This window comes from Oceanimonas doudoroffii (genome assembly GCF_002242685.1).
GTDB lineage: Bacteria > Pseudomonadota > Gammaproteobacteria > Enterobacterales > Aeromonadaceae > Oceanimonas > Oceanimonas doudoroffii.
Genome location: NZ_NBIM01000005.1, coordinates 71,203 through 91,713, shown reverse-complemented (window position 1 = coordinate 91,713; position 20,511 = coordinate 71,203). Strand labels below are relative to the sequence as shown.

Below are 20,511 nucleotides of genomic sequence, written 5' to 3'. Positions count from 1 at the left end.
GGTGTTATACATCTTGAGTTGGAAGTGGTACCGGCTTGGTGGTCAGCTCAAAGCCGGCCTGACGGTAGGCCTTGAAGCGCTCCCGAGCCTGCTGTTTTCCGGGGTCGGAGGCCGGCACAAAGTCGTGCAGCTGACCAAAGCGGCGGGCAAAGGCGGGGGCCTCGGGCGCCAGGTTGATCAGCACGGCACGGCCGCCCTGGGGCGGTTGCCAGCCAATCACCACGGGTGCGCCCTGGCGCGGGCCTTCGCCCTGCAGGTTGTGAGCCACAAAGCTGTCGGCTTCCTGTTGCCACAGGCGCTCGTCAATGGCTTCGGCCTGGGCCTGATCTGTGGTGTGAATAAACACTCCCAGGCCCTGGCGGTAGCAGTCGGTGGCCAACTGGCACACCCACTGCTCCAGCAGGCCGGCGTCGTCGTTGGGCAACAGGTGAAAACAGCCGGTGCTCATTTTATTCTTCGACGTTCAGGGCGCCGGCGCGGTTCAGCAGAAACTGGGTCAGCAGGGGCACCGGACGGCCTGTGGCGCCCTTTTGCTTGCCGCTTTGCCAGGCGGTGCCGGCTACATCCAGGTGGGCCCAGTTGTATTTCTTGGTGAACCGGCTCAGGAAGCAGGCGGCGGTAATGGTGCCCGCCGGCCGGCCGCCGATGTTGGCCATGTCGGCAAAGGGGCTTTCCAGCTGCTCCTGGTATTCATCGCTCATGGGCAGGCGCCAGGCTCTGTCACCGGCTTGATCGGAGGCATTGAGCAGCTCGTGGGCCAGGGGGTTGTGGTTGGCCAGCAGTCCTGAGGTGTGGTGCCCAAGAGCGATGATGCAGGCCCCGGTGAGGGTGGCCACGTCGATCACCGCTTCCGGCTCAAAACGTTCCACAAAGGTGAGGGCGTCGCACAGCACCAGCCGGCCTTCGGCGTCGGTGTTGAGCACTTCCACGGTTTGGCCGGACATGGTGGTGAGAATGTCGCCGGGGCGATAGGCGTTGCCGTCGGGCATGTTTTCACAGCCGGCCAGTATCGCCACCACGTTCACCGGCAGCTGCAGTTCGGCCAGGGCGTGCATGGTGCCCAGCACCGAGGCGGCGCCGCCCATGTCGTATTTCATTTCGTCCATGCCTTCGGCCGGCTTGAGCGAAATGCCGCCGGCGTCAAAGGTAAGCCCCTTGCCCACCAGGGCTATGGGGCGGGCGCTGGGGTCAGGGTGCCCCTTGTATTCGATCACCGACATCATGGCTTCGTTATGGGAGCCCCGGGCCACCGCCAGGTAGGCGTTCATACCCAGTTCGGCCATTTCTTCCTCGCCGATCACCCGGGTGCTGATATTGTCCCAGGCGTCGGCCAGCTGGCGCGCCTGAGAGGCCAGGTAGGCCGGGTTGCACACATTGGGCGGCATGTTGGCCACGTCGCGGCATACGCGCACGCCCCTGGCCACGGCCTGGCCGTGGGCAATGGCACGTTCGCCTATGGTCAGCTCTCGTCGCGTGGGCACGTTGAACACCAGCTTGCGCAGCGGGCGGCGTGGTTCGGCCTTGTTGGTCTTAAACTGATCGAAGCTGTACAGGCTGGCGAGAGTGGTTTCTACCGCCTGGCGCACCTTCCAGTAGGTGTCGCGGCCTTTGACGTGCAGCTCGGTCAGAAAGCACACCGCTTCCATGGAGCCGGTCTCGTTCAGGGTGCTGATGGTCTTGCGAATGATCTGCTTATACTGGCGTTCGTCGAGCTCACGCTCCTTGCCGCATCCCACCAGCAGCACCCGTTCGCCCAGTACGCCGGGTACCTGATGCAGCAGCAGGGTCTGGCCGGCCTTGCCTTCCAGATCGCCGCGGCGCAGCAGCGAGCTGAGGTAGCCGTCGCTGACCTTGTCGAGCTGCTCGGCCACCGGCGACAGCCGGCGCGGTTCAAATACGCCCACTACTATGCAGGCACTGCGCTGTTTCTCGGGACTACCGCTTTTTACACTGAACTCCATGGATTCTCCTGAGCCTGAAGACAATGGGCGCCGAATGAACGATAATGACGGGCATCGCTGAAGGCGCCGGATTTCGCACAGTTAATATGCGAAAATCGTGATTTTACGCTTATTGTTAAGCGTTTCCATTAAAAAAGACAAGTTTACACTGGGATTAACGGTGATTGCATTCCGCTATTTGTTTCGGGAAACCCTGAAGACTCAGCTGGCCGTGCTGTTTGTGCTCTTGCTCATCTTTATCAGCCAGAATTTTATCGACGTGTTGGGCAAGGCTGCCAGCGGTGAGATTCCCGGCGCGCTGGTGGGCAGGCTGCTGCTGCTTAACCTGCCGGAGATGGCCACCCTGATGCTGCCGGTCAGCCTGTTTATCGGCATTCTGTTCGCCCATGGCCGGCTTTACGCCGAAAGCGAGATGACGGTGATGAAGGCGGTGGGCATGGGCCCTCGCAGCATCATGCGCGCTACCCTGGTACTGGCCCTGCTGTGGACGGCGGTGGCGCTGTTCAATTCGCTCTGGCTCAACCCCTGGGCCAAGACTCAGGTCTATCAGCTGCGGGAAGAGGTCAAGGCCGATCCGGGTTTTGCGGTGTTGCGCGAGGCCCGCTTCATGAGCCTGGATGGCGGCCGTATCGTGGGATATGTGGAAGAGCTGGAAGAAGGTGAGGAAGGCAACCGGCTTAACCGGCTGTTTGTGGTGCAGCAGGGGCAGGCCCAGCGCGCCCCGGCCATAGTGGTGGCCGACGGCGGCCGCCTGCACGAGCGGGATGACGGCCAGTGGCTGACCCTGGAACAGGGCTATCGCTATAGCGGTACCCCTGGCAACCGGGAGTTCGACGTGGCCGAGTTTGATGAATACAGCGCCTATATTCGGCCTTCTGAGGTGGAAGCGGTGCAAAGCCGGATTGAGGCCATGCCCAGCCTTGCCTTGCTGGGCATGGAAGAGTTGCCTCAGCGCGCCGAGCTGCAATGGCGGCTGGCGCTGCCGCTATCGATGCTGGTACTGACCCTGGTGGTGGTGCCGCTGGCGGTGGTCAATCCCCGCCAGGGGCGCTATGCCAAGCTGCTGCCGGCCATTCTGCTGTATCTGGCTTACTTTCTGCTGCAAAGTGCGTCTCGTTCGGCGATGGAGGGGGGCAGTCTGCCGCCGACGCCCGGCCTCTATACGGTACCGCTGGCGTTTCTGCTGCTGGTGGCGGTTCCCCTTAATCTGGCGGAAACCGCCTGGTGGAACCGCACGCGGGAAAAACTCACACGGAGCAAGGCTGCCTGATGTTCAATATTCTCGATCGTTACATTGGCCGCACCGTGTTGATGGCCATGCTGTTGTGTGAGTTTTTGCTAGTGGGCCTGTCGGCCATTATTCGTTACGTGGAGCAGTTACGCAGCGTGGGTGAGGGCAGTTATACCCTGCTTTCCGCCTTCTACTATGTGCTGTTGTCCATGCCCAAGGAAATTGTGCTGTTCTTTCCCATCGCCGCCCTGCTGGGCGGGCTGATCGGCCTGGGCCAGCTGGCCAGTTCCAGCGAACTGGTGGTGATGCAGGCGGCAGGCAATTCCCGTTTCAACATCGTCACCAGTGCCCTGAAAACCGCGGTACCTATGATGCTGGTGATCATGCTTATCGGTGAATACCTGGCCCCGGCCACCAAGCTGGCGGCGGACGACCTGCGTACCCAGGCACGCTCCGACGGCCAGGTGGTGTTGTCGGTGAACGGTGTCTGGGCCCGGGACAGCGAGGCCTATATCAATATTGGCCAGGCCCGGCGCGATGGTACCCTGAGCAACATTACCCTGTATTATTTCGACGATGACCTGCGCCTGCAGCGCATTACCCAGGCCGCCACCGCCGACTATCAAAACGGTGAATGGACCCTGCTTAACCTGACCGACACCATCTTCAACCACGGTGAGTCGGTCCTCACCGAGCAGCAGGCCAGCCGGCGCTGGCAAACTACCCTGACCCCCGACAAACTGGGCGTGGTGGCGATAGAGCCCGACGAGCTGTCGATGCGAGGGTTGTGGGAATATCAGGACTACCTGGAAGACAACGGTCAGGACGGCAGCCTCTATGAGCTGGCATTCTGGCGCAAGGCGTTGCAGCCGGTGATGGTGGTGGCCATGATGTTGCTGGCCTCTTCCTTTGTGTTCGGCGCCCTGCGCAGCGTGACCATGGGGGCCAGGCTGCTGATGGGCATTCTGTTCGGCTTTGGCTTTTATGTGGCCAACGAGGTGTTTGGCCCCATCAGCCTGGTCTATGAAGTGCCGCCGGTGCTGGGCGCACTGGGCCCCAGCCTGCTGTTTATCGGTGTGGCGCTGTTTCTGCTTAACCGCCGGGCTTAAAAGTGAGGGGTGAGGAGGCAGGGGAGAGGCGTGTTTTTGCTCCTCACCCCTTACCCTTCACCCCTCACAACATCAGCGGCTCAGCAGTTCCTTGTTCTGCTCCTTGGTGAGCACCACCGTCTCACAGTGGGCGAGCTTGTCCTGCAGTGCCAGTTTACTGCCCGGATTCAGCCACACCCAGAAATTGCCCAGACCCAGCAGCGCCGTGACGGCGCGTACCAGACACTGGCCCAGGCGCAACCGTGAGCCGTCGGTATTCTGCACCCTGAGGCGCCATGCACGCATGCCCAGGGTCTGGCCGCTGGTGCGCCAGAACCAGCAGTAAAAGCCCAGCACCACTCCCAGCAAAATCAGCTGATAGCCGCGGCTGGCGCTCAGCAGGGCGGCGGTATCTTCGTGCTCACCCAGGCCAATCCAGCCCAGGTGCAGCGCCAGGGCGGTAAGCCCGAAACAGATAAACCCCGCCACCATCAACAGCGCCACCACTACCAGAAAATCGTACAGCCAGGCACCCAGGCGACGCATCACCCCCGCCCGGGGCAAACCCGCATAAGAAGAAGCCACCAGTCATGTTCCTTTGATGAATCAAGGTGGGCATTCTAGCAAAAGCGGCGGCGTGGAAAAGCCAAAGCGTGGCGCACAAATAATGCTCACTCGACACCGGCCGGTGCACAATCCGGTTGCGGGGCGAAGGGGGACGGGTATAATGCAACCGCTCACTCATGGTGAGTCTACCGGTGGCAGTGTGATGGAATTGGTAGACATGAGTGATTCAAAATCACTTGCCTTCGGGCGTGCCGGTTCGAGTCCGGCCACTGCTACCAACAAATAACCCGATATCATCGGGTTTTTTTGTGCCCGTTTTTCCGCTTTTGCTGACCACCTCGTGCTATCAAGCGTTGCACCACCGGCCCTTCGCTCTCACAATGGTTTTGTGTTCAAGCGGGACCATACTTGTGAATATTTTCATCCTGGACAATGACATAGAGCGCTGCGCCCGGTATCACTGCGATCAGCATGTGGTCAAGATGATACTGGAAAGCGTGCAAATCCTGTGCACGGCCCTCAACAAGAAAGGCTTTGAGACTCCCTATAAGTCCACCCATGTGAAGCACCCCAGCGTGCTCTGGGTTGAAGCATCGTACGACAATTTTCAGTGGCTGAGCCAGCTCACTCTTGCGCTGAATGCCGAATACCGCTATCGCTACCGCAAAGAGCAGGATCACAAGTCGATGCCGGTGCTGGCGCAAATACAGCAATTGAAATATCCGGCCATTGGCCTGACCGAATTTGCTCAGGCCATGCCGGATCAGTACAAGGTTCCCAATGATGCGGTACAGGCCTATCGCAACTTCTATCTGGGCGAAAAGATGAAATTTGCCCGCTGGACCCGGCGGGACATTCCCCACTGGGTGCAGATGGCAGATGGCCAAGCCAGGGTGAATCGGTATTGGTAACCGGCGGGCTGTTGCACGAGCGGCGGCTCGGGTAAAATTGCCCGCTGTCCGGCGTCGGCCGGTTTTCGTAGTTACCAGAGTGCATATCATGTTCAAGACCGGCCAGTTGCTTACCCTTTCCGTTCACAGCCTTACCGACAAGGGGGATGGCATTGCAACCCATGACGGCAGACCCGTTTACGTGGCCGGTGCCCTGCCCGGCGACGAGGTGGAGGCAAGGGTCACCCTGGCCAAACCCCGTTACGCCCAGGCCGAGATCAGGCGCGTACTGACCCCGGCGCCGGGGCGGCGCGCCGACTTTTGCCCGCACACCGAGTGCGGAGGCTGCCAGCTCAGGGTGATGGACTACGCCACTCAGCGCGAGCTCAAGCGGGAGCTGCTGCTCGGTGCGCTGCAGGAGCAGGGGCTGACCTGCCCGGTGGGGGAGACCCTGGGCATGAGCGAGCCCTTTCATTACCGCAACAAGGCGCAATATGCGGTGCAGCCCGGTCCGACCATCGGCTTTTACGCCAAGCACAGTCACCGGCTGGTGGAAGTGGATCAGTGCCGGGTGCAGGCACCGGTAACCGCCGAGATTACCGCCCTGGTGCATCAGTGGATGCGGGATTTGGCGGTGCCGGCCTTTAATGAAGCCCATCACAGTGGCTGTGTGCGTTATGTGATGGTGCGGGACGGCGTGCACAGCGGTGAGCTGATGGTGGTGCTGGTGGTGGCGGAAGAGCCGGCAGCGAAGGCGCTGACGGCGCTGGTTGAGCAGCTTGCTCAGGTTCCGCGCATGGCCAGCATTCAGCTGTGCCTGAACGATGCCGCCGGCAACCGCATACTGAGCGAGCAGGTACGCACCCTGTGGGGCAAAGAGACCATCAGCGATCGTCTCGGCGAGCTGGATTTCGATATTTCGGCGTTGTCGTTTTACCAGATCAATCCGCGCCAGACCGAAACCCTGTACCGGGAAGCGGTGCGGCTGGCGGCGCTGTCCGGCAGCGAAACCGTGTTTGATCTCTACAGCGGCATCGGCACCATCAGCCTGTTTCTGGCGCCCCATGCCGCACATGTGCACGGCATCGAGATCGTGCCCGAGGCGGTGGCCGATGCCGAGCGCAATGCCGCGCGCAATGACATCGACAATGTCAGCTTTCACTGCGGGGCCGCCGAGCAGCTGGTGCCGGCGCTTTATGCACAGGGAACCGGCGCCGATGTGGTGGTGGTGGATCCGCCGCGCAAGGGCTGTGATCAGGTGCTGCTCAACACCTTGGCGCAGATGCGTCCGGCGCGGCTGGTGTATGTGTCGTGCAACCCCAAAAGCCTGGCGCGGGATGGGGCCTGGCTGAGGGAACATGGTTTTACCCTGGCCGAAGCCACTCCGGTGGACATGTTCCCCCATACCATGCATGTGGAAACCGTGGCCCTGTTCACATTGCACAAATAACCCCTTGCCAGTAACGCAACTGATAACTATTATCACCTTAAATAAAGGAGGTGGTCATGGTGGTGTTACTGGTTTTGGGGTGGTTAACCATGGTGTGGTGGGTGCCGGCGTCGTCACTCACCCTGTGGCTGAGTGCGGGCTTTGCGTTGTTTGCGCTGGTGCTGGCCATGCCGTCGGTGAGCAGGCACTGGTACTGGTTGCCGGTGGGTGGTCTGGCCGGGCTGGGAATGACCCTGGGGATGATGCTGAGCGATTACGCCTGAACGACTAACAGCAAGGGTGCGAGAAACAGAACGATGTTTCAGAAGATAATAAAATCAGGGGAGATATTAAGAAATAATTACTGAAGCAACAATCGTGGTGCGAAGGGGGGGACTTGAACCCCCACGTCCGAAGGACACTAACACCTGAAGCTAGCGCGTCTACCAATTCCGCCACCCTCGCATACCTGATTGTTCGGCTGTTTTACATGGGCCACCATGCTGATATTTGAGCCGTTCGCAAGCCGTTAAGCTTGGTGCGAAGGGGGGGACTTGAACCCCCACGTCCGAAGGACACTAACACCTGAAGCTAGCGCGTCTACCAATTCCGCCACCCTCGCATGCTCAAATTGTTCGGCTGTTTTAAATGAGGCCGTCATTTTCTCAGTGGTGCGAAGGGGGGGACTTGAACCCCCACGTCCGAAGGACACTAACACCTGAAGCTAGCGCGTCTACCAATTCCGCCACCCTCGCCCGTGCTGAGGACTGCGAATTCTATAGATTTTTTACCGGTCGTCAATACGCTTTTTTTAGAAAAAACATAAAAAAACGGCCTTGCCGGCCGTTTGTATAAAAAAGTGTCAGTTTTGCCATGTTCAGGCTGTTGCCCGATAGATTTTGAAGCGGCCGTTGGCGGCCAGGGTTTCGCAGTGGCCAAAGCCCTGTTCAATCAGATCCGGGTAGGGCAAAAAGGCGTTGGCCACCAGCAGTAGGCTGCCACCGGGTTTGAGGTAACGTTTGGCGTCACACAGCAGGGTTTCGGTGGTGTCGTAAAAGGTCTTTAAGCCGGCATGAAAGGGCGGATTGCTGATAATGCAGTCAAAGTGGCCTTGCACTTCACCAAGGCCATCGGAAGGGTATACCTTTGCCTGCAGGCCGTTTTCGGCCAGGGTCAGTCGGCTGGCTGCCAGCGCCAGGGCATTGATGTCGATCTGCTCCAGCTCTATGCCGGGATTGCGCTTGAGCAGGCTGGCGCCAATCACCCCGGCGCCGCAGCCAAAGTCCAGCACTCGGCCGTGAAGGGCGCCGGCATTGTTCAGCAGCAGCCGAGTACCCGCATCCAGGTGGTCTGCACTGAACACCCCGGGCAGGGTGCACACGGTCAGGTGCTCTTCCTCCAGTGGGTAGCGGCCGACCCAGTCGTCGGCGGCAAAGGCCGGGGCAGGGCGGCTCAGCACCGCCTGGTAGAGGCTGGCGCGACGAGCGCTGTCGACCTTGTTAACCTGTTCACACCAGGGTGCCAGCAGCTTGGGGGCCGCCTTGACGCCGCCCTTGTTGTCACCGGCAATAAATACCGGGGCGCCGGGGGGCAGCAGGGGCAGGCAGGCGGCCAGCAGATAGTGCGCCTCGGCCTTGGCCTTGGGCATCAGCAGCAGCAGGCCGGCGGCTGGGGTGGCCGTGGGCGCGGCGCCAAATTCCGGCTGCATGTCATTATGGCTGCTCAGCCACTGAAAATAGCGAAAGTCGGTGGTAAACACACGGGGGGCCGGACCGTGCGCTGCCAGCAGCCCCGGCAGATCGTCTTCCAGCAGGCCGCACACCAGCAGCGGCTGGTGGCAAAGCATGTCCAGATTGCGGCTCAGCATTTCGCTGACCGGGGTCAGGGCCTCATACATGTGGTGTTCCTGCTTTAATTGGCAAAATCCGCATTATACATGGGGAGTCCCCCCTTGACATTTGCCGGTGGTTGGCAAAAGATGCAGTTCAAGGTTCATACAGGTGTTATTCATGGTGTCCATCGTCAAACGCATACCGGCAAAACCGCTTAAACGTAAAGCGGCCCTTTTCCCTGCGTGACCGACGCCTGACTTGCCCAGACCCGTCTTTGTCAAAACCCCGGTTACGCACATGCGCCCGGGGTTTTTTAATTCAAAATTCAATCCTCTGCTCAGGAGAAGGAGTTTCCATGTTTCGCGGTTCTTTAGTTGCCCTGCTTACCCCCTTTGACGGTGACCGTCTCGACGAGGCAGCCCTGCGCCGCCTGGTTGACTGGCACATCGAGGAGGGTACTCACGGCCTTGTGCCGGTGGGCACCACCGGGGAAAGTCCTACCCTGACTCACGATGAGCACTGCCGTGTGATCGAAATCGTGGCCGAGCAGGCCGCGGGTCGAGTACCGGTCATTGCCGGCGCCGGCTCCAACAACCCGGTTGAAGCCATTGAGTACAGCATTTGTGCCCAGGAGGCCGGTGCCAATGCTACCCTGCATGTGGCCGGTTACTACAACCGCCCGAATCAGGACGGTCTGTATGCCCACTTCAAAATGCTGCACGACGCCACCGAACTGCCGATTATCGTGTACAACATTCCGCCCCGTGCCGTGGTCGACATTCAGCCCGCTACCCTGGCGCGCATGGCCGAACTGCCGCGTATTGTGGGTGTGAAGGACGCCACCGGCGATCTGAGCCGTCCCTGGGCCGAACGGCAGCTGATTAAAAAGCCCTTTGCCTGGCTGTCGGGTGAAGACGGCACCGCCGTATCCTATAACGTGGGTGGGGGGCAGGGCTGTATTTCGGTCACCGCCAATGTGGCTCCCCGACAGTGTGCCCAGTTGCAGGAGCTGACCCTGGCCGGCAAGTGGGAAGAGGCCCGCGCCCTGCAGGACCGGCTGCTGCCGCTGCACCAGGTGCTGTTTGCCGAGCCCAACCCGGCCTGTCCCAAATATGCCCTGTCCTTGCTGGGGCTGGCCAGTGAGCACTGCCGCATTCCGGTGGTCCCGCTGCAGCAAGATACCAAGGCGCGTATTCGCCGAGTGATGGAAGAGCTGGAACTGATATAAAAAATGGCCGCGCAAGCGGCCATTTTTTTGGTCTGAACAACCCCGCTGACGTATTACTGATCGTCGCTGCCGTTGTCGTGGCCGGCGTGATCGTCCCGCTGGCCATGGTGATCATGGTGGTTGTCGTAGCGCGGGCGACGGGGCTTGTTGATGATAACGCCGGTGCGCGGCGGACGGCGGCTGGCCGGAGAAATGGTGGAAATCTTGGCCTTGTAGATCAGCTGTTGCTGGCCACGGGGATCGGACAGCAGAATGCTGTACTGGTCAAAGGCACTGATCATCCCTTCAAGTTTGATACCATTGGTAAGGAAAATGGCGCAGTGGGTCTGGTTCTTGCGCAACCAGTTCAGTGCCGCATCCTGCCCGTTACCCAATGAAAAGGCTTGTTGCAGCGATTGGGGGTTCGATGATGGGGCGGTCATGTCGGTCAGTCCTTTTTGTTATTTTTCAACCTTGATTGTGCTTAATGAACGGCCGCCTTGTCAAAGCAAAGCGCAAATTAAATGCCCGCTGTCGGCGGCATTTGCAACGATTTTCTCAAAAGGAGTCAAAGTGCCCTCTTCTGTTTCCGGCACCACCATCATGGTGCTGGCCTGCCTGATTGTCAGCATTGGCCAGTTCAGCCTCGGGCTGGTGTTTCCCATTCTGCCCGGTATCAGCCAGGCCCTGGCCGAGGATCCGGAGCGGGTGCAGTGGCTGATCTCCGCCTATCTGCTGGCCTTTGGCCCGGTGCAATTGCTCTATGGGCCGCTCAGCGATGCGCGAGGCCGGCGCCCGGTGCTGCTGGGAGGCCTGGCCTTGTCTCTGGGCGGGGTGGGATTGTGTCTGTTGCCCGGCGTCAACTTTGAATGGCTGCTGGCGGGGCGGCTGCTGCAGGGGCTGGGGGCGGGGTGTGGGGCCGTGGTGTCCCGGGCCATGTTGCGTGACAGTTTTGAAGGGCCGGCACTGCGCAATGCATTGTCGTACATGGCCATGGCGGCGGCCATTACCCCGGTAGTGGCGCCGGCGCTGGGAGGCATCTTGGGTGATCTGAACGGTTGGCAAAGTGTGTTTGCCGCCATGCTGCTTTATATCGGCCTGCTGTGGCTGGTGCTGCTGGCGCGCTTTCGGGAGACCCATCAAGGGCCACGTCTTGAACTGCACCCTGGGCGCATTCTGGCCGGCTATGGCCGATTGCTGACAGAGCGTCACTTTCTCGGACACGGCGGCATGCTCTGGGGCCAGTTCGCCCTGATGATGACCTCGATTTCTGTGCTGCCCTATGTGATGCAGCATCAAATCGGCATGAGTGCGGCGGAATATGGCCGCTGGGCACTGCTGCCGGCATTGGGGCTGCTGCTTGGCGGCATTATCAACAACCGTATTCAGTTCTGGGTTCGGGCTGAACAGGTGCTGCGCATCAGCCCCTTTATTCAGTTGGGGGCGGGGCTGTGGATCATGCTGATGCCTCTTGAGCCCTGGCTGATGGTGGCCGGGGTCTTTATTCAGGCGCTGGGTAACGGCATGGCCTTTCCCAATGCCATGAGCCGGCTGCTTGAGCCCTACCGTGATCTGGCCGGATCGGCGGCGGCGTTGTCGGGGGCGCTGCAGATGTTGTCGGCCAGCCTGCTGACGGCGGCACTGACCTATGCCGGAGTGGATTCCGCCTTTGCCCTGGGGGTGTGCGTGATGCTGGGAGCCTTGGTACTGAAAGGGCTGTCGGTGTTTGCGGTGGGCCGGTTCTGAGAAAAAATGCGCACATAAAAAAGCCGCGCCCTTGGGCGCGGCTTTGGAATTTTTTTGACGCAGACTCTTACAGAGGAACTACGTTCTCAGCCTGAGGACCTTTCTGGCCTTGGGCTACGGTGAACTCAACGGACTGACCTTCAGCCAGGGTCTTGAAGCCCGGAGTCTGGATGGCGCTGAAGTGTACGAATACGTCAGGGCCTTGCTCTTGCTCGATGAAACCGAAACCTTTGGCTTCATTGAAGAACTTTACTTTACCTTTAACAGTGTTAGACATACCTAAATCCTGTAAACAATCTTGCTTGAGAAATCGACTTCAAAAATACAGCCTTGACTTATGAAATACAGGACGAGGTACTACTAGGAACTTCGTAATGAACATAAATTCAGCGGTATTTTCAGAGCCGAAATCACTCTAACCGGTTACCTGATGGGGGTCAACAGGTATTTTTGTGACCGGGAGTGGGTTCATCAAAGTTTCATCCTGACGCCGAAGCGGAAAGGGGAAGGCTTGCTGTGGTGCGGCTGAAACGTCAGCGGCCCCAGGACAAATCCCCCCGGAACAGCAGCTCCAGGCGCAGGGTGATGCCGAACTCGGCATCGTAATTCTGCTCTCGGGGAAAGTGCACTTCGGGGATTACATCCACGAACAGTATTTCCCGGTGCAGGTTGCGGCGGTACTGGCTGAGCAGGTAGTAATCGTGCAGATGCGGATCGGACGCGCTGCGGCCGACGGCGACGGCGGCGTAACGGATGATGCTGCGGCTGCCGAGCAGCTGATCGAGTTCAATGCCTTCGGAGTATTCCAGGGTGTCGACCTCTTCCTGCCACTGCACATTGGTGATGAAGCGCAGGTGGTAAGTGTCGCTGAGGGGGCGGCCCAGATCCCAGCGGCTGCGTACCGAGTAACCTTCTTCATTGAACCATGAGGCCCGGTTCCAGGACTCGAGTTGCCAGGGGCTGTCGCCCAGTTGCCACAGCCGCTCACCGGTAAAACGCACATAAGGATCCAGGGGCAGCTTTACTTTGATACCGGCGCCCGCATCCAGGCGCCAGTCTGTCCGCTTGTCCCGATCGCCCAGGCGGCGCAGGCCGATCAGAAAGTCCTCGGTTCTGAAGCGATCGTCCCGGGCGGTGTTGGCGCCCTGTTCGGCCAGGGTACCCTGGCTCTCTTCCGGATCGCTTTCTATCAGTATGCGCAACCGCTCTTCGGTGGTGGGCAGATCAAGCTTCAGGCGCAGGGTGGTGTCCGAGCTGAACCTGTCCCGTTCATGCCAGAACAGCTCTTGGCTGAAACGCAGGTAAGAGCCGTTTTCTATGGTGAGGCTGTCGTCGGTGCCGAAGAAGTTGTCGATATTGCGTGTGCTGTTGTCGAGCCAGCGGGTAACGTTGTCGTGCATGGGGGTGATTTTGTCCACCGCCCAGTGGGGCAGGTCGGAGTCGTCATGTTCGTGGTTGGCGTGGGCGGGTCCCAGTGCCAGCAACAGTAGCGGCAGAATTATATGTTTCATGGCAGCATCCCTTGCCTGTTTCTCTTAATCCTAGGAAATCGAGCGGGGGAATACTATGTGTTGCCGGCTTTTCGTGAACAGGGCAGGGTGGGGCGAATACAAAAAAGCCCCGCTTATGCGAGGCTTTCAAGATGGTGCCCAGAGGCGGAATCGAACCACCGACACGGGGATTTTCAATCCCCTGCTCTACCGACTGAGCTATCTGGGCGTTGGGCTTTTGCTTTGAAAAGGCACCGAAAAATGGTGCCCAGAGGCGGAATCGAACCACCGACACGGGGATTTTCAATCCCCTGCTCTACCGACTGAGCTATCTGGGCGTTGGGCTTTTGCTTTGAAAAGGCACCGAAAATGGTGCCCAGAGGCGGAATCGAACCACCGACACGGGGATTTTCAATCCCCTGCTCTACCGACTGAGCTATCTGGGCAACGGGGCGTCATTTAAATCGATCGCCCCAGGCAAGTCAACCGCTTTTTCCTGGCCTTCAGCGTGTTCGCTCAAGGCTTGAGCAAAGCGGTGAATTAGTTGCCGGAAGGGGGAGTGTAGCCTTCAATATCGACGTTGGCGCCTTCAAACAGGTAGGCGATCATTTCCTGCTCGAGCAGCTTACGATGATCGGCGTTCATCATGTTCAGCTTTTTCTCATTGATCAGCATGGTCTGCTTCTTCTGCCACTCGGACCAGGCTTCCTTGGAAATATTGTCGTAAATGCGCTTGCCGAGTTCGCCCGGATACATCTGAAAGTCCAGGCCTTCGGCTTCCTTGTTTAAACGCTGGCAAAAAATGGTTCGGCTCATCATGTCCTCTTGTGCAGTTGCGGGTAGGCGAGCAGCTTTTTGGTGGCGGCTGCCAGGCCTACCGATGCCGGTTGACGCAAGTTATACCAAAGACGCTCATCCCCCGCCATGACCTCGGCGGGAATCTGTGGCAATTGTACCCGCCAGGGAGCAATGTCCAGGTGAAAGTGGCTGAAGGTGTGGCGAAAGCCGGGCAGGGGTTCGGGCTCGCCGGCTTCGGGAAAGCGTTTGAGCCAGCGGCGCATCTCGTCTTCGTCGGCAAACTCCGGAAAACAGTAGAGGCCGCCCCACAGGCCCTGGGGGGGGCGTTGCACCAGTAGCAGTTGCTCTCCGTTTTGCAGCAGCACAAAACAGGCCCGTTTTTCCGGCTGCACGGTTTTTTTCGGTTTGGATTCGGGAAAGGCGGTGGGGGTGCCAAGCTGGTTCGCCTGGCAGTCGTCGCTGACCGGGCAGCGCTCGCAGGCGGGCTTGCTGCGAGTGCAGATGGTGGCGCCCATGTCCATCATGGCCTGGTTGTACTGGCTGACACCCTCGCCGGGGGTCAGCTCGCCCACCTTGTCCCAGAGCGCATTCTCCACCTCTTTTTTTCCCGGCCAGCCCCGTTGGCCCAGCCAGCGGGTGAGCACCCGCTTGACGTTGCCATCGAGAATGCCGTGATGCTGCCCTAAAGACAGCGACAACACGGCGCCGGCGGTGGAGCGGCCGATACCGGGCAGCCCCAGCACCTCCTCAAAGCGCTCGGGAAAACACCCGTCATAGTGATCGCGAATGACTTGGGCGGCCTTGTGCAGGTTGCGGGCCCGGGCGTAGTAACCCAGGCCGGTCCAGAGATGCAGCACCTCGTCCTGTTCGGCATCGGCCAGGCTGACCACATCGGGAAAGCGTTCCATAAAACGCTGGTAGTAAGGGATGACGGTGGTGACCTGGGTTTGCTGCAGCATGATTTCCGACACCCACACACGGTAGGGGGTCTTGTTTTGCTGCCAGGGCAGGGTCTTGCGGCCGTGGCGGTCGTACCAGGCCAGAATGCGCCGGGAAAAGGAATGGCTGTTCACTGAAGTGATAAGGTCGTTTGGCATGGGCGCATTCGACCACAAGGCCGGCCCCGGCGCAAACCATGTGTTGTTTATGGTTTGTTATTGTGATGTTTTCTGATACAAAAGAAAGGTTTTGTTGGCGCCCGCCACGCGTAGTAATTCAGAGAGACCCCTATGCAGCCGTTTTTTGCCAAGCGCTTTGCCAAGGTAGAGCCTTCCTTTATTCGAGAAATACTCAAAGTCGCCGTCAACCCGGAAGTGATCTCCTTTGCCGGCGGCCTGCCCAATCCGGCTTTTTTCCCTAACGAAGAGCTGGAAGCCGCCACCGCCAGCGTGTTGCGCGACAAGGGCAACGGCGCGCTGCAATACGCCGCCACCGAGGGCTTCGGGCCGCTGCGCGACTATATTGCCGCCCGTTACCGCGCCCAGCACGGCATGGAGGTGGATCCCAACAACATTCTGATCACCAACGGCTCCCAGCAGGCGCTGGATCTTATCGGCAAGGTGCTGGTAGACGAGGGCTCCAAACTTATCATCGAGGAGCCGGGCTACCTGGGCGCCATTCAGGCACTGTCGGTGTACCAACCCGATTTTCAGGGCGTGTCGCTGAATGATGACGGTCCCGATCTGAATGAACTCGACGCCCTGCTGGCCGAGCCCAATCACGCCCGGCTGATGTATGGGGTTACCAACTTTCAGAATCCGTCGGGTCTGAGCTACAGCCTGGAAAAGCGCAAGGCCGTGGCCGAGCGACTGGTGCGTCACAATGTACTGATGGTGGAAGACAACCCCTATGGCGAGTTGCGCTTTGAAGGCGAGCACCTGCCGCCCATCGCCAAGCTGGCGCCGGAAAATGTGGTGCTGCTGGGCTCTTTCTCCAAGGTGGTAGTGCCGTCCTTCCGTCTGGGCTGGATGCTGGTGCCCGGCTGGCTGCGCCAGAAGATCACCATCGCCAAGCAGGCGTCGGATCTGCATACTAACGGTTTCGTGCAGCAGGTGCTGCACCGCTATCTGCAGGACAACTGCCTGGACGCCCATATCGATCGCATTCGCAGTGTCTACGGCGAGCAGAAAAATGCCATGGAGCAGGCGCTGCTGCGTCACTGCCCGGGACTGGACTTTACCCGTCCGGAAGGCGGTATGTTCCTGTGGCTGCGCCTGCCCGAGCACATCAGCGCCATGGATTTGTTCAACCTGTCCATTAAGGAAAACGTGGCCTTTGTGCCCGGTCAGCCCTTCTACGTGCGCCCGGATATTCTCAATACCGCCCGCTTCAGTTACTCCGGCTCCGATGCCGCCACCATTGAAGAAGGCATTGGCCGCTTTGGCCGGGTGATCCGCCAGATCCTGTAATTCGAATACAGTCACCAAAAGGGGCCGTCAGGCTCCTTTTTTCATTTCTGCCCCGCCGGCATCAGCGGCTGCTGCTTGATGGTTTTGGTTACTATGTAGGTGTAGTAGCGCTCAATGCCGAGATCCTGCTCAAGCCAGCGGTCGATCAGGCGCTGGTACTGATCGATGTCGTCACACATGATTTTCAGCACATAATCCACGCCGCCGCCGGTGGCGTAGCAGTCGGTAACGCGGTCGCAGTCCTGCATGGCCTGCTCAAAGCGGCGCATGGCGTCGGCGCTGTGCCGGTGCAGGCTTATCTCCACCAGCACCGAGGTGCGTCCGTGCAGCAGGCCGGCGTCGATCACGGCGCCATAGCCGCGAATGATACCGGCCTGCTCCAGCCGTTTTACTCGCTCCCAGCAGGGACTGACCGAGAGGTTGATGGCCTCGGCCAGGGCCGACTTGGTAATACGCCCCCTGCGCTGCAGGATTTGCAGTATGTGAAGGTCATAACGATCCAGCTGCATGTCCGCTTTCCGGTTTCAGGGTGTTCAATGTTTCACAAACAGGCGACGAGGGTAGTTGCACAGGGGCTCGGCGCCATTCTCGGTGATCACTATGCTTTCGGTGGTTTCCATGCCCCAGTCTTCCAGCCACAGGCCGGGCATAAAATGAAAGGTCATGCCCGGCTTCAGCAGGGTGTTGTCGGTATTGCGCAGGCTCATGCTCTGCTCGCCCCAGTCGGGAGGGTAGCCAAGGCCGATGGGATAGCCGCAGCGGGCACCTTCCCGATCAAAGCCGTGGCGGGCCAGGGCGGCGTTGAGGGCATTGGCAACGTCGGCGCAGCGGTTGCCTGGTTGTGCCGCCGCCAGACCGGCTTCCAGGCCGGCATTGAGCGCCTCTTCGGCCCGTAGAAAGTTGTCGGTGGGCCGGCCCAGGTAAATGGTGCGTGACAAAATGCAGTGATAGCGGCGATGGCACCCGGCCAGCTCGAAAAAGGTGCCCTGATCCCGGCAAAAGGGGCGTTCGTCCCAGGTCAGGTGGGGCGCCGAGGCGTCCGGACCCGAGGGCAGCATGGGTACCATGGAAGGGTAGTCGCCAAAGTGGCCATCGTGACCCTCCATGGCTACCCGGTAGATCTCCGCCACCAGCAGATGCTTGGGCAGGCCCGGCTCTATCATTTCCAGGGCGGCGGCGTGCATGCGCTCCACAATACGGGCGGCGATGCGCATGTAGCGCAGCTCGGTATCCGACTTGACCGCCCGGCACCAGTTGACCAGGGCACTGGCGTCCACCAGCTCGGCGTCGGGCAGGTTGTCGCACAAGGCCAGCCAGGAGGAGGGAGGAAAATAGCAGCTGTCCATTTCCAGGCCGATGCGGCCATAGGCCCAGTCCCGGGGCTTGAGCAACTGGTTGGCCAGGTACTCCATGGCGTTCATCGGCGGGTTCATCACGTAGTAATCCGGATACCAGTGTATGTTTTCTTCCTGCAGCCAAACGGTGCGGCGGGCACCGTTGGCATCCATCTGGCGCCCGAACCATAACGGCTCACCGGCCATGGTCACCACCGCTACCTGAGGGGTGTAAAAGGACCAGCCATCATAACCGGTCAGCCAGGCGATATTGGCCGGGTCGTGCACGATCAGGGTTTGTATATCCTGAGTCAGCATGGCGGCCCTGACCCTTGCCAGGCGTTGCTGGTATTCCTCCAGTGAAAAGCCGGGGATCTGTGTATGCATGGCGTTCTCCCCTGTGATGGCCGAAAGGCGGCGCCCTTGGCGGTGATGATGGGACTCACCCCAGTACAGTCCAGCTTTGCAGAGGGTGTCAACCCGGGGCCACAAGGTGGCTACAAACGGCACCTTTCGCTCGATTCGAGTCCTTTCTTATCATGGCTGTTTGTGATCCTGATCACACGCGGTGCCATGCAGTTGATCATTATGGTTGCTGCCCTGTTTTTTGAATGTAAAATCCGCTCGCTTACAGAGTGACTGGTTAACATATCTACAAAAATAACAAACAACAGATACATTATTTGCTTTTTCTGAGGATGTTAAAATGAAAGGCTCTCTTTCCGCCCGCATTTTTACCGGGTTGTTTATCGGTTTGCTGATCGGCAGTGCCATTCAGTACCTGTTCAAGGATGTGTCCCTGCTTAACGACGGCGTCGTCGGCCTGGCCGAGGGCCTGGGCGGCATGTTCGTATCGCTGATTAAGCTGATGGTAGTGCCCCTGGTATACATCTCCATCGTTACCGGTATCTGCGAGCTGCGCGACATCGCCAGCTTCGGCCGCCTGGGTGGAAGAACCTTTGGTCTTTACATCATCAACACCATGCTGTCGATTGCCGCGGCCATTCTGGTGGGTGTGATCCTGCAGCCGGGCATGGGTGCAACCCTGCCCCACGGCGCCACCGGTGCGGTGGAGCTGAGCACCACCGAAACCCCGGATCTGGGTGCCATGCTGGTGAACATTGTGCCCAGCAACCCGGTACAGGCCTTTGCCTCCGGCGACATGCTGCAGATCATCTTTATGGCGATTCTGACCGGCCTGGCCATTCAGGGCCTGGGCGCCACCGCCGCCCCGGCGGCCCGTGCCTTCCGCATGGCCAACGAGGTGATGATGAAGCTGGTTGGCCTGGTAATGACCCTGGCCCCCTACGGTGTGTTTGCGCTGATGATAAGCCTGGGCGCGACCCTGGAAGCCGCTACCCTGATGTCGGTGGCCGGTTATGTGGCCATGGTGGTGATGGTGCTGGCGTTCTGGATCCTGGTGGTGTATCCGCTGGCCGTGTGGATGACTACCGGCATCAAGCCGGGCGTATTCCGCAAGGCCACCCGTGAGCAGCTGCTGTTCTCCCTGTCTACCGCCAGCTCCAACGCCACCATTCCGGTGACCATGCGCACCCTGACCGAGAAACTGGGTGTGTCCCGGGCCATTGCCGGCTTTGGTGTGCCCCTGGGTGCCACCATCAACATGTCCGGTTCGGCCATCTACATCACCCTGGCCGCCTTCTTTGCCGCCAATATCTCCGGTACTCCCATTCCTACCGGCGATCTGCTGACCGTGGGCATTACCGTGCTGCTGATGTCGGTGGGTGTGGGCGGCGTGCCCGGCGGTGCCGTGGTCATGGCCGGTGTACTGCTGCACCAGATGGGTCTGCCGGTTGAAGCCATGGCCATTATCATGGCGGTGGATCGCATCAACGACATGTTCTGTACTTCCTCCAACGTGGTGGGCGACACCGCCGTCAACACCATAGTGGCGAAGATGGAAGGCAACCGCGACGCCCTGGACGAGGCCGAGCCGGCTCAAGGCAAGTAACAAACACCGACAGTGGTTTCGACCGCAGAAGATAAAAAACCGCCCTCGGGCGGTTTTTTTGTCAGCAGCCCTGGGCGGCGGGGTGGGGCACGGGAAACAGTCGATCGTAGGCCAGGTTGTAGAGAAAGGCGTAGCAGAGATAAAACGCCGACATGGCGATGTCCATCATAAAGGCCTCCCACAGGCTGATACCCAGGTGCCAGGCGATCATCGGCAAAAACAGGATCAGCAGGCCACCTTCAAACAGCAGGGCATGCAACACGCGAACCGGCGTGGTCTTGCGTACATCGCCTCGCAGTCTCAGCATGGCGTGATCAAACAGCAGGTTGTACACATAGTTCCAGATGGTGGCAATCAGCGAGCCCACCAGGGCCATCAGGCCCATTTCCATGAGATCGTGATTGAATACCAGGCTGGCCAATGGCGCGAAGATCACCAGGCCGATGATTTCAAAGCCCAGGGTGTGGCGAATGCGATCTTTGGTGGTGCGCATGGAAACTCCTTTCAGCAAGTGCGTGTTCGAAGCGCCATTCTATCTGCTATTGTTCACTACCAAAG

The 20,511-nt window shown here is 59.6% G+C and carries 22 protein-coding genes and 7 tRNA genes; 11 read left to right on the top strand and 18 right to left on the bottom strand.

Features of this window, described 5'->3' with window-relative positions:
• Window positions 1-4 precede the first annotated feature (4 nt).
• Window positions 5-448, bottom strand: a complete 444-nt coding sequence (locus B6S08_RS13815; RefSeq protein ID WP_094201390.1) for a DNA polymerase III subunit chi — start codon at window positions 446-448, stop codon at window positions 5-7.
• Window position 449: 1 nt separating this feature from the next.
• Window positions 450-1,961, bottom strand: coding sequence for a leucyl aminopeptidase (gene pepA / locus B6S08_RS13810; protein ID WP_094201389.1), 1,512 nt, complete (start codon window positions 1,959-1,961; stop codon window positions 450-452).
• 160 nt (window positions 1,962-2,121) lie between these two features.
• On the opposite strand from pepA, the gene lptF reads away from it, so the two are divergent.
• Both lptF and lptG read left to right on the top strand, forming a co-directional pair.
• Window positions 2,122-3,231, top strand: a complete 1,110-nt coding sequence (gene lptF / locus B6S08_RS13805; protein ID WP_211284238.1) for an LPS export ABC transporter permease LptF — start codon at window positions 2,122-2,124, stop codon at window positions 3,229-3,231.
• Window positions 3,231-4,301, top strand: coding sequence for an LPS export ABC transporter permease LptG (lptG, locus tag B6S08_RS13800; protein ID WP_094201388.1), 1,071 nt, complete (start codon window positions 3,231-3,233; stop codon window positions 4,299-4,301). Before lptF ends, lptG begins: the two co-directional genes overlap by 1 nt.
• A gap of 72 nt (window positions 4,302-4,373) precedes the next feature.
• On the opposite strand, the gene B6S08_RS13795 is transcribed toward lptG, so the two are convergent.
• Entirely contained in the window at window positions 4,374-4,865 is a 492-nt protein-coding gene (locus tag B6S08_RS13795) for an RDD family protein (RefSeq protein ID WP_094201387.1), read from the bottom strand.
• 175 nt (window positions 4,866-5,040) lie between these two features.
• Here B6S08_RS13795 and B6S08_RS13790 point away from each other — a divergent pair.
• From B6S08_RS13790 to B6S08_RS13775, 4 genes are all read left to right on the top strand, one after another.
• Window positions 5,041-5,125 (top strand) — tRNA-Leu (locus tag B6S08_RS13790).
• 132 nt (window positions 5,126-5,257) lie between these two features.
• Complete coding sequence (locus tag B6S08_RS13785) at window positions 5,258-5,758, top strand: pyrimidine dimer DNA glycosylase/endonuclease V (RefSeq protein WP_094201386.1); 501 nt, start codon at window positions 5,258-5,260, stop codon at window positions 5,756-5,758.
• 88 nt (window positions 5,759-5,846) lie between these two features.
• Window positions 5,847-7,187, top strand: a complete 1,341-nt coding sequence (rlmD, locus tag B6S08_RS13780) for a 23S rRNA (uracil(1939)-C(5))-methyltransferase RlmD (protein ID WP_094201385.1) — start codon at window positions 5,847-5,849, stop codon at window positions 7,185-7,187.
• Window positions 7,188-7,243: 56 nt separating this feature from the next.
• Window positions 7,244-7,450, top strand: a complete 207-nt coding sequence (locus tag B6S08_RS13775) for a hypothetical protein (protein WP_094201384.1) — start codon at window positions 7,244-7,246, stop codon at window positions 7,448-7,450.
• A 95-nt stretch (window positions 7,451-7,545) separates the two neighbouring features.
• Here the strand turns inward: B6S08_RS13775 and B6S08_RS13770 are convergent.
• From B6S08_RS13770 to rsmC, 4 genes are all read right to left on the bottom strand, one after another.
• Window positions 7,546-7,631, bottom strand: a tRNA-Leu gene (locus B6S08_RS13770).
• 71 nt (window positions 7,632-7,702) lie between these two features.
• Window positions 7,703-7,788: transfer RNA gene (locus B6S08_RS13765), tRNA-Leu, on the bottom strand.
• Window positions 7,789-7,835: 47 nt separating this feature from the next.
• Window positions 7,836-7,921: transfer RNA gene (locus B6S08_RS13760), tRNA-Leu, on the bottom strand.
• A 122-nt stretch (window positions 7,922-8,043) separates the two neighbouring features.
• The gene (rsmC, locus tag B6S08_RS13755; protein WP_094201383.1) at window positions 8,044-9,063 is read right to left on the bottom strand and encodes a 16S rRNA (guanine(1207)-N(2))-methyltransferase RsmC; all 1,020 of its coding nucleotides are present in this window, start codon (window positions 9,061-9,063) and stop codon (window positions 8,044-8,046) included.
• Window positions 9,064-9,353: 290 nt separating this feature from the next.
• On the opposite strand from rsmC, the gene dapA reads away from it, so the two are divergent.
• Window positions 9,354-10,226: a 4-hydroxy-tetrahydrodipicolinate synthase gene (gene dapA / locus B6S08_RS13750; protein WP_094201382.1), complete on the top strand. Its 873-nt coding sequence runs from the start codon at window positions 9,354-9,356 to the stop codon at window positions 10,224-10,226.
• Window positions 10,227-10,279: 53 nt separating this feature from the next.
• On the opposite strand, the gene hfq is transcribed toward dapA, so the two are convergent.
• A complete protein-coding gene (hfq, locus tag B6S08_RS13745) occupies window positions 10,280-10,648 on the bottom strand; it encodes an RNA chaperone Hfq (protein WP_094201381.1) in 369 nt (122 codons plus the stop codon).
• Between the two features lie 130 nt (window positions 10,649-10,778).
• Here hfq and B6S08_RS13740 point away from each other — a divergent pair, with 130 nt between their 5' ends.
• Window positions 10,779-11,951, top strand: coding sequence for an MFS transporter (locus tag B6S08_RS13740; RefSeq protein WP_094201380.1), 1,173 nt, complete (start codon window positions 10,779-10,781; stop codon window positions 11,949-11,951).
• Between the two features lie 67 nt (window positions 11,952-12,018).
• Here B6S08_RS13740 and B6S08_RS13735 read toward each other — a convergent pair whose 3' ends face one another.
• From B6S08_RS13735 to mutY, 7 genes are all read right to left on the bottom strand, one after another.
• Window positions 12,019-12,228, bottom strand: coding sequence for a cold-shock protein (locus B6S08_RS13735; RefSeq protein ID WP_014291396.1), 210 nt, complete (start codon window positions 12,226-12,228; stop codon window positions 12,019-12,021).
• Window positions 12,229-12,484: 256 nt separating this feature from the next.
• Window positions 12,485-13,462, bottom strand: a complete 978-nt coding sequence (locus tag B6S08_RS13730) for a hypothetical protein (protein ID WP_094201379.1) — start codon at window positions 13,460-13,462, stop codon at window positions 12,485-12,487.
• Window positions 13,463-13,594: 132 nt separating this feature from the next.
• Window positions 13,595-13,670, bottom strand: a tRNA-Phe gene (locus B6S08_RS13725).
• Window positions 13,671-13,703: 33 nt separating this feature from the next.
• A tRNA-Phe gene (locus tag B6S08_RS13720) sits at window positions 13,704-13,779 on the bottom strand.
• Between the two features lie 32 nt (window positions 13,780-13,811).
• Window positions 13,812-13,887: transfer RNA gene (locus B6S08_RS13715), tRNA-Phe, on the bottom strand.
• A gap of 94 nt (window positions 13,888-13,981) precedes the next feature.
• A complete protein-coding gene (locus B6S08_RS13710; RefSeq protein ID WP_094201378.1) occupies window positions 13,982-14,257 on the bottom strand; it encodes an oxidative damage protection protein in 276 nt (91 codons plus the stop codon).
• On the bottom strand, window positions 14,257-15,321 hold the full coding sequence (gene mutY, locus B6S08_RS13705) for an A/G-specific adenine glycosylase (protein ID WP_245849871.1): 1,065 nt from the start codon (window positions 15,319-15,321) through the stop codon (window positions 14,257-14,259). Before mutY ends, B6S08_RS13710 begins: the two co-directional genes overlap by 1 nt.
• Before the next feature lie 147 nt (window positions 15,322-15,468).
• Between mutY and B6S08_RS13700 the strand changes: the two genes are divergently transcribed.
• Entirely contained in the window at window positions 15,469-16,647 is a 1,179-nt protein-coding gene (locus tag B6S08_RS13700) for an aminotransferase-like domain-containing protein (protein WP_094201377.1), read from the top strand.
• A 41-nt stretch (window positions 16,648-16,688) separates the two neighbouring features.
• On the opposite strand, the gene B6S08_RS13695 is transcribed toward B6S08_RS13700, so the two are convergent.
• Both B6S08_RS13695 and B6S08_RS13690 read right to left on the bottom strand, forming a co-directional pair.
• Window positions 16,689-17,156 (bottom strand): Lrp/AsnC family transcriptional regulator, encoded by a 468-nt coding sequence (locus tag B6S08_RS13695; protein WP_094201376.1) that lies wholly within the window; start codon window positions 17,154-17,156, stop codon window positions 16,689-16,691.
• Between the two features lie 24 nt (window positions 17,157-17,180).
• Window positions 17,181-18,368, bottom strand: a complete 1,188-nt coding sequence (locus B6S08_RS13690) for a M24 family metallopeptidase (RefSeq protein ID WP_094201375.1) — start codon at window positions 18,366-18,368, stop codon at window positions 17,181-17,183.
• A gap of 36 nt (window positions 18,369-18,404) precedes the next feature.
• Here B6S08_RS13690 and B6S08_RS13685 point away from each other — a divergent pair, with 36 nt between their 5' ends.
• Both B6S08_RS13685 and B6S08_RS13680 read left to right on the top strand, forming a co-directional pair.
• The gene (locus tag B6S08_RS13685) at window positions 18,405-18,620 is read left to right on the top strand and encodes a hypothetical protein (protein ID WP_094201374.1); all 216 of its coding nucleotides are present in this window, start codon (window positions 18,405-18,407) and stop codon (window positions 18,618-18,620) included.
• A 67-nt stretch (window positions 18,621-18,687) separates the two neighbouring features.
• Window positions 18,688-19,953, top strand: coding sequence for a dicarboxylate/amino acid:cation symporter (locus tag B6S08_RS13680; RefSeq protein WP_094201373.1), 1,266 nt, complete (start codon window positions 18,688-18,690; stop codon window positions 19,951-19,953).
• Window positions 19,954-20,014: 61 nt separating this feature from the next.
• On the opposite strand, the gene B6S08_RS13675 is transcribed toward B6S08_RS13680, so the two are convergent.
• Window positions 20,015-20,446, bottom strand: coding sequence for a PACE efflux transporter (locus B6S08_RS13675; RefSeq protein ID WP_094201372.1), 432 nt, complete (start codon window positions 20,444-20,446; stop codon window positions 20,015-20,017).
• Window positions 20,447-20,511: the final 65 nt, after the last annotated feature.

Coding starts and splice junctions, on each gene's coding strand:
- B6S08_RS13815 (WP_094201390.1), bottom strand. CDS start 448: ATGAGCACCGGCTGTTTTCACCTGTTGCCCAACGACGACGCCGGCCTG.
- pepA (WP_094201389.1), bottom strand. CDS start 1,961: ATGGAGTTCAGTGTAAAAAGCGGTAGTCCCGAGAAACAGCGCAGTGCC.
- lptG (WP_094201388.1), top strand. CDS start 3,231: ATGTTCAATATTCTCGATCGTTACATTGGCCGCACCGTGTTGATGGCC.
- rlmD (WP_094201385.1), top strand. CDS start 5,847: ATGTTCAAGACCGGCCAGTTGCTTACCCTTTCCGTTCACAGCCTTACC.
- B6S08_RS13775 (WP_094201384.1), top strand. CDS start 7,244: ATGGTGGTGTTACTGGTTTTGGGGTGGTTAACCATGGTGTGGTGGGTG.
- rsmC (WP_094201383.1), bottom strand. CDS start 9,063: ATGTATGAGGCCCTGACCCCGGTCAGCGAAATGCTGAGCCGCAATCTG.
- dapA (WP_094201382.1), top strand. CDS start 9,354: ATGTTTCGCGGTTCTTTAGTTGCCCTGCTTACCCCCTTTGACGGTGAC.
- hfq (WP_094201381.1), bottom strand. CDS start 10,648: ATGACCGCCCCATCATCGAACCCCCAATCGCTGCAACAAGCCTTTTCA.
- B6S08_RS13735 (WP_014291396.1), bottom strand. CDS start 12,228: ATGTCTAACACTGTTAAAGGTAAAGTAAAGTTCTTCAATGAAGCCAAA.
- B6S08_RS13730 (WP_094201379.1), bottom strand. CDS start 13,462: ATGAAACATATAATTCTGCCGCTACTGTTGCTGGCACTGGGACCCGCC.
- B6S08_RS13710 (WP_094201378.1), bottom strand. CDS start 14,257: ATGAGCCGAACCATTTTTTGCCAGCGTTTAAACAAGGAAGCCGAAGGC.
- B6S08_RS13700 (WP_094201377.1), top strand. CDS start 15,469: ATGCAGCCGTTTTTTGCCAAGCGCTTTGCCAAGGTAGAGCCTTCCTTT.
- B6S08_RS13695 (WP_094201376.1), bottom strand. CDS start 17,156: ATGCAGCTGGATCGTTATGACCTTCACATACTGCAAATCCTGCAGCGC.
- B6S08_RS13690 (WP_094201375.1), bottom strand. CDS start 18,368: ATGCATACACAGATCCCCGGCTTTTCACTGGAGGAATACCAGCAACGC.
- B6S08_RS13680 (WP_094201373.1), top strand. CDS start 18,688: ATGAAAGGCTCTCTTTCCGCCCGCATTTTTACCGGGTTGTTTATCGGT.
- B6S08_RS13675 (WP_094201372.1), bottom strand. CDS start 20,446: ATGCGCACCACCAAAGATCGCATTCGCCACACCCTGGGCTTTGAAATC.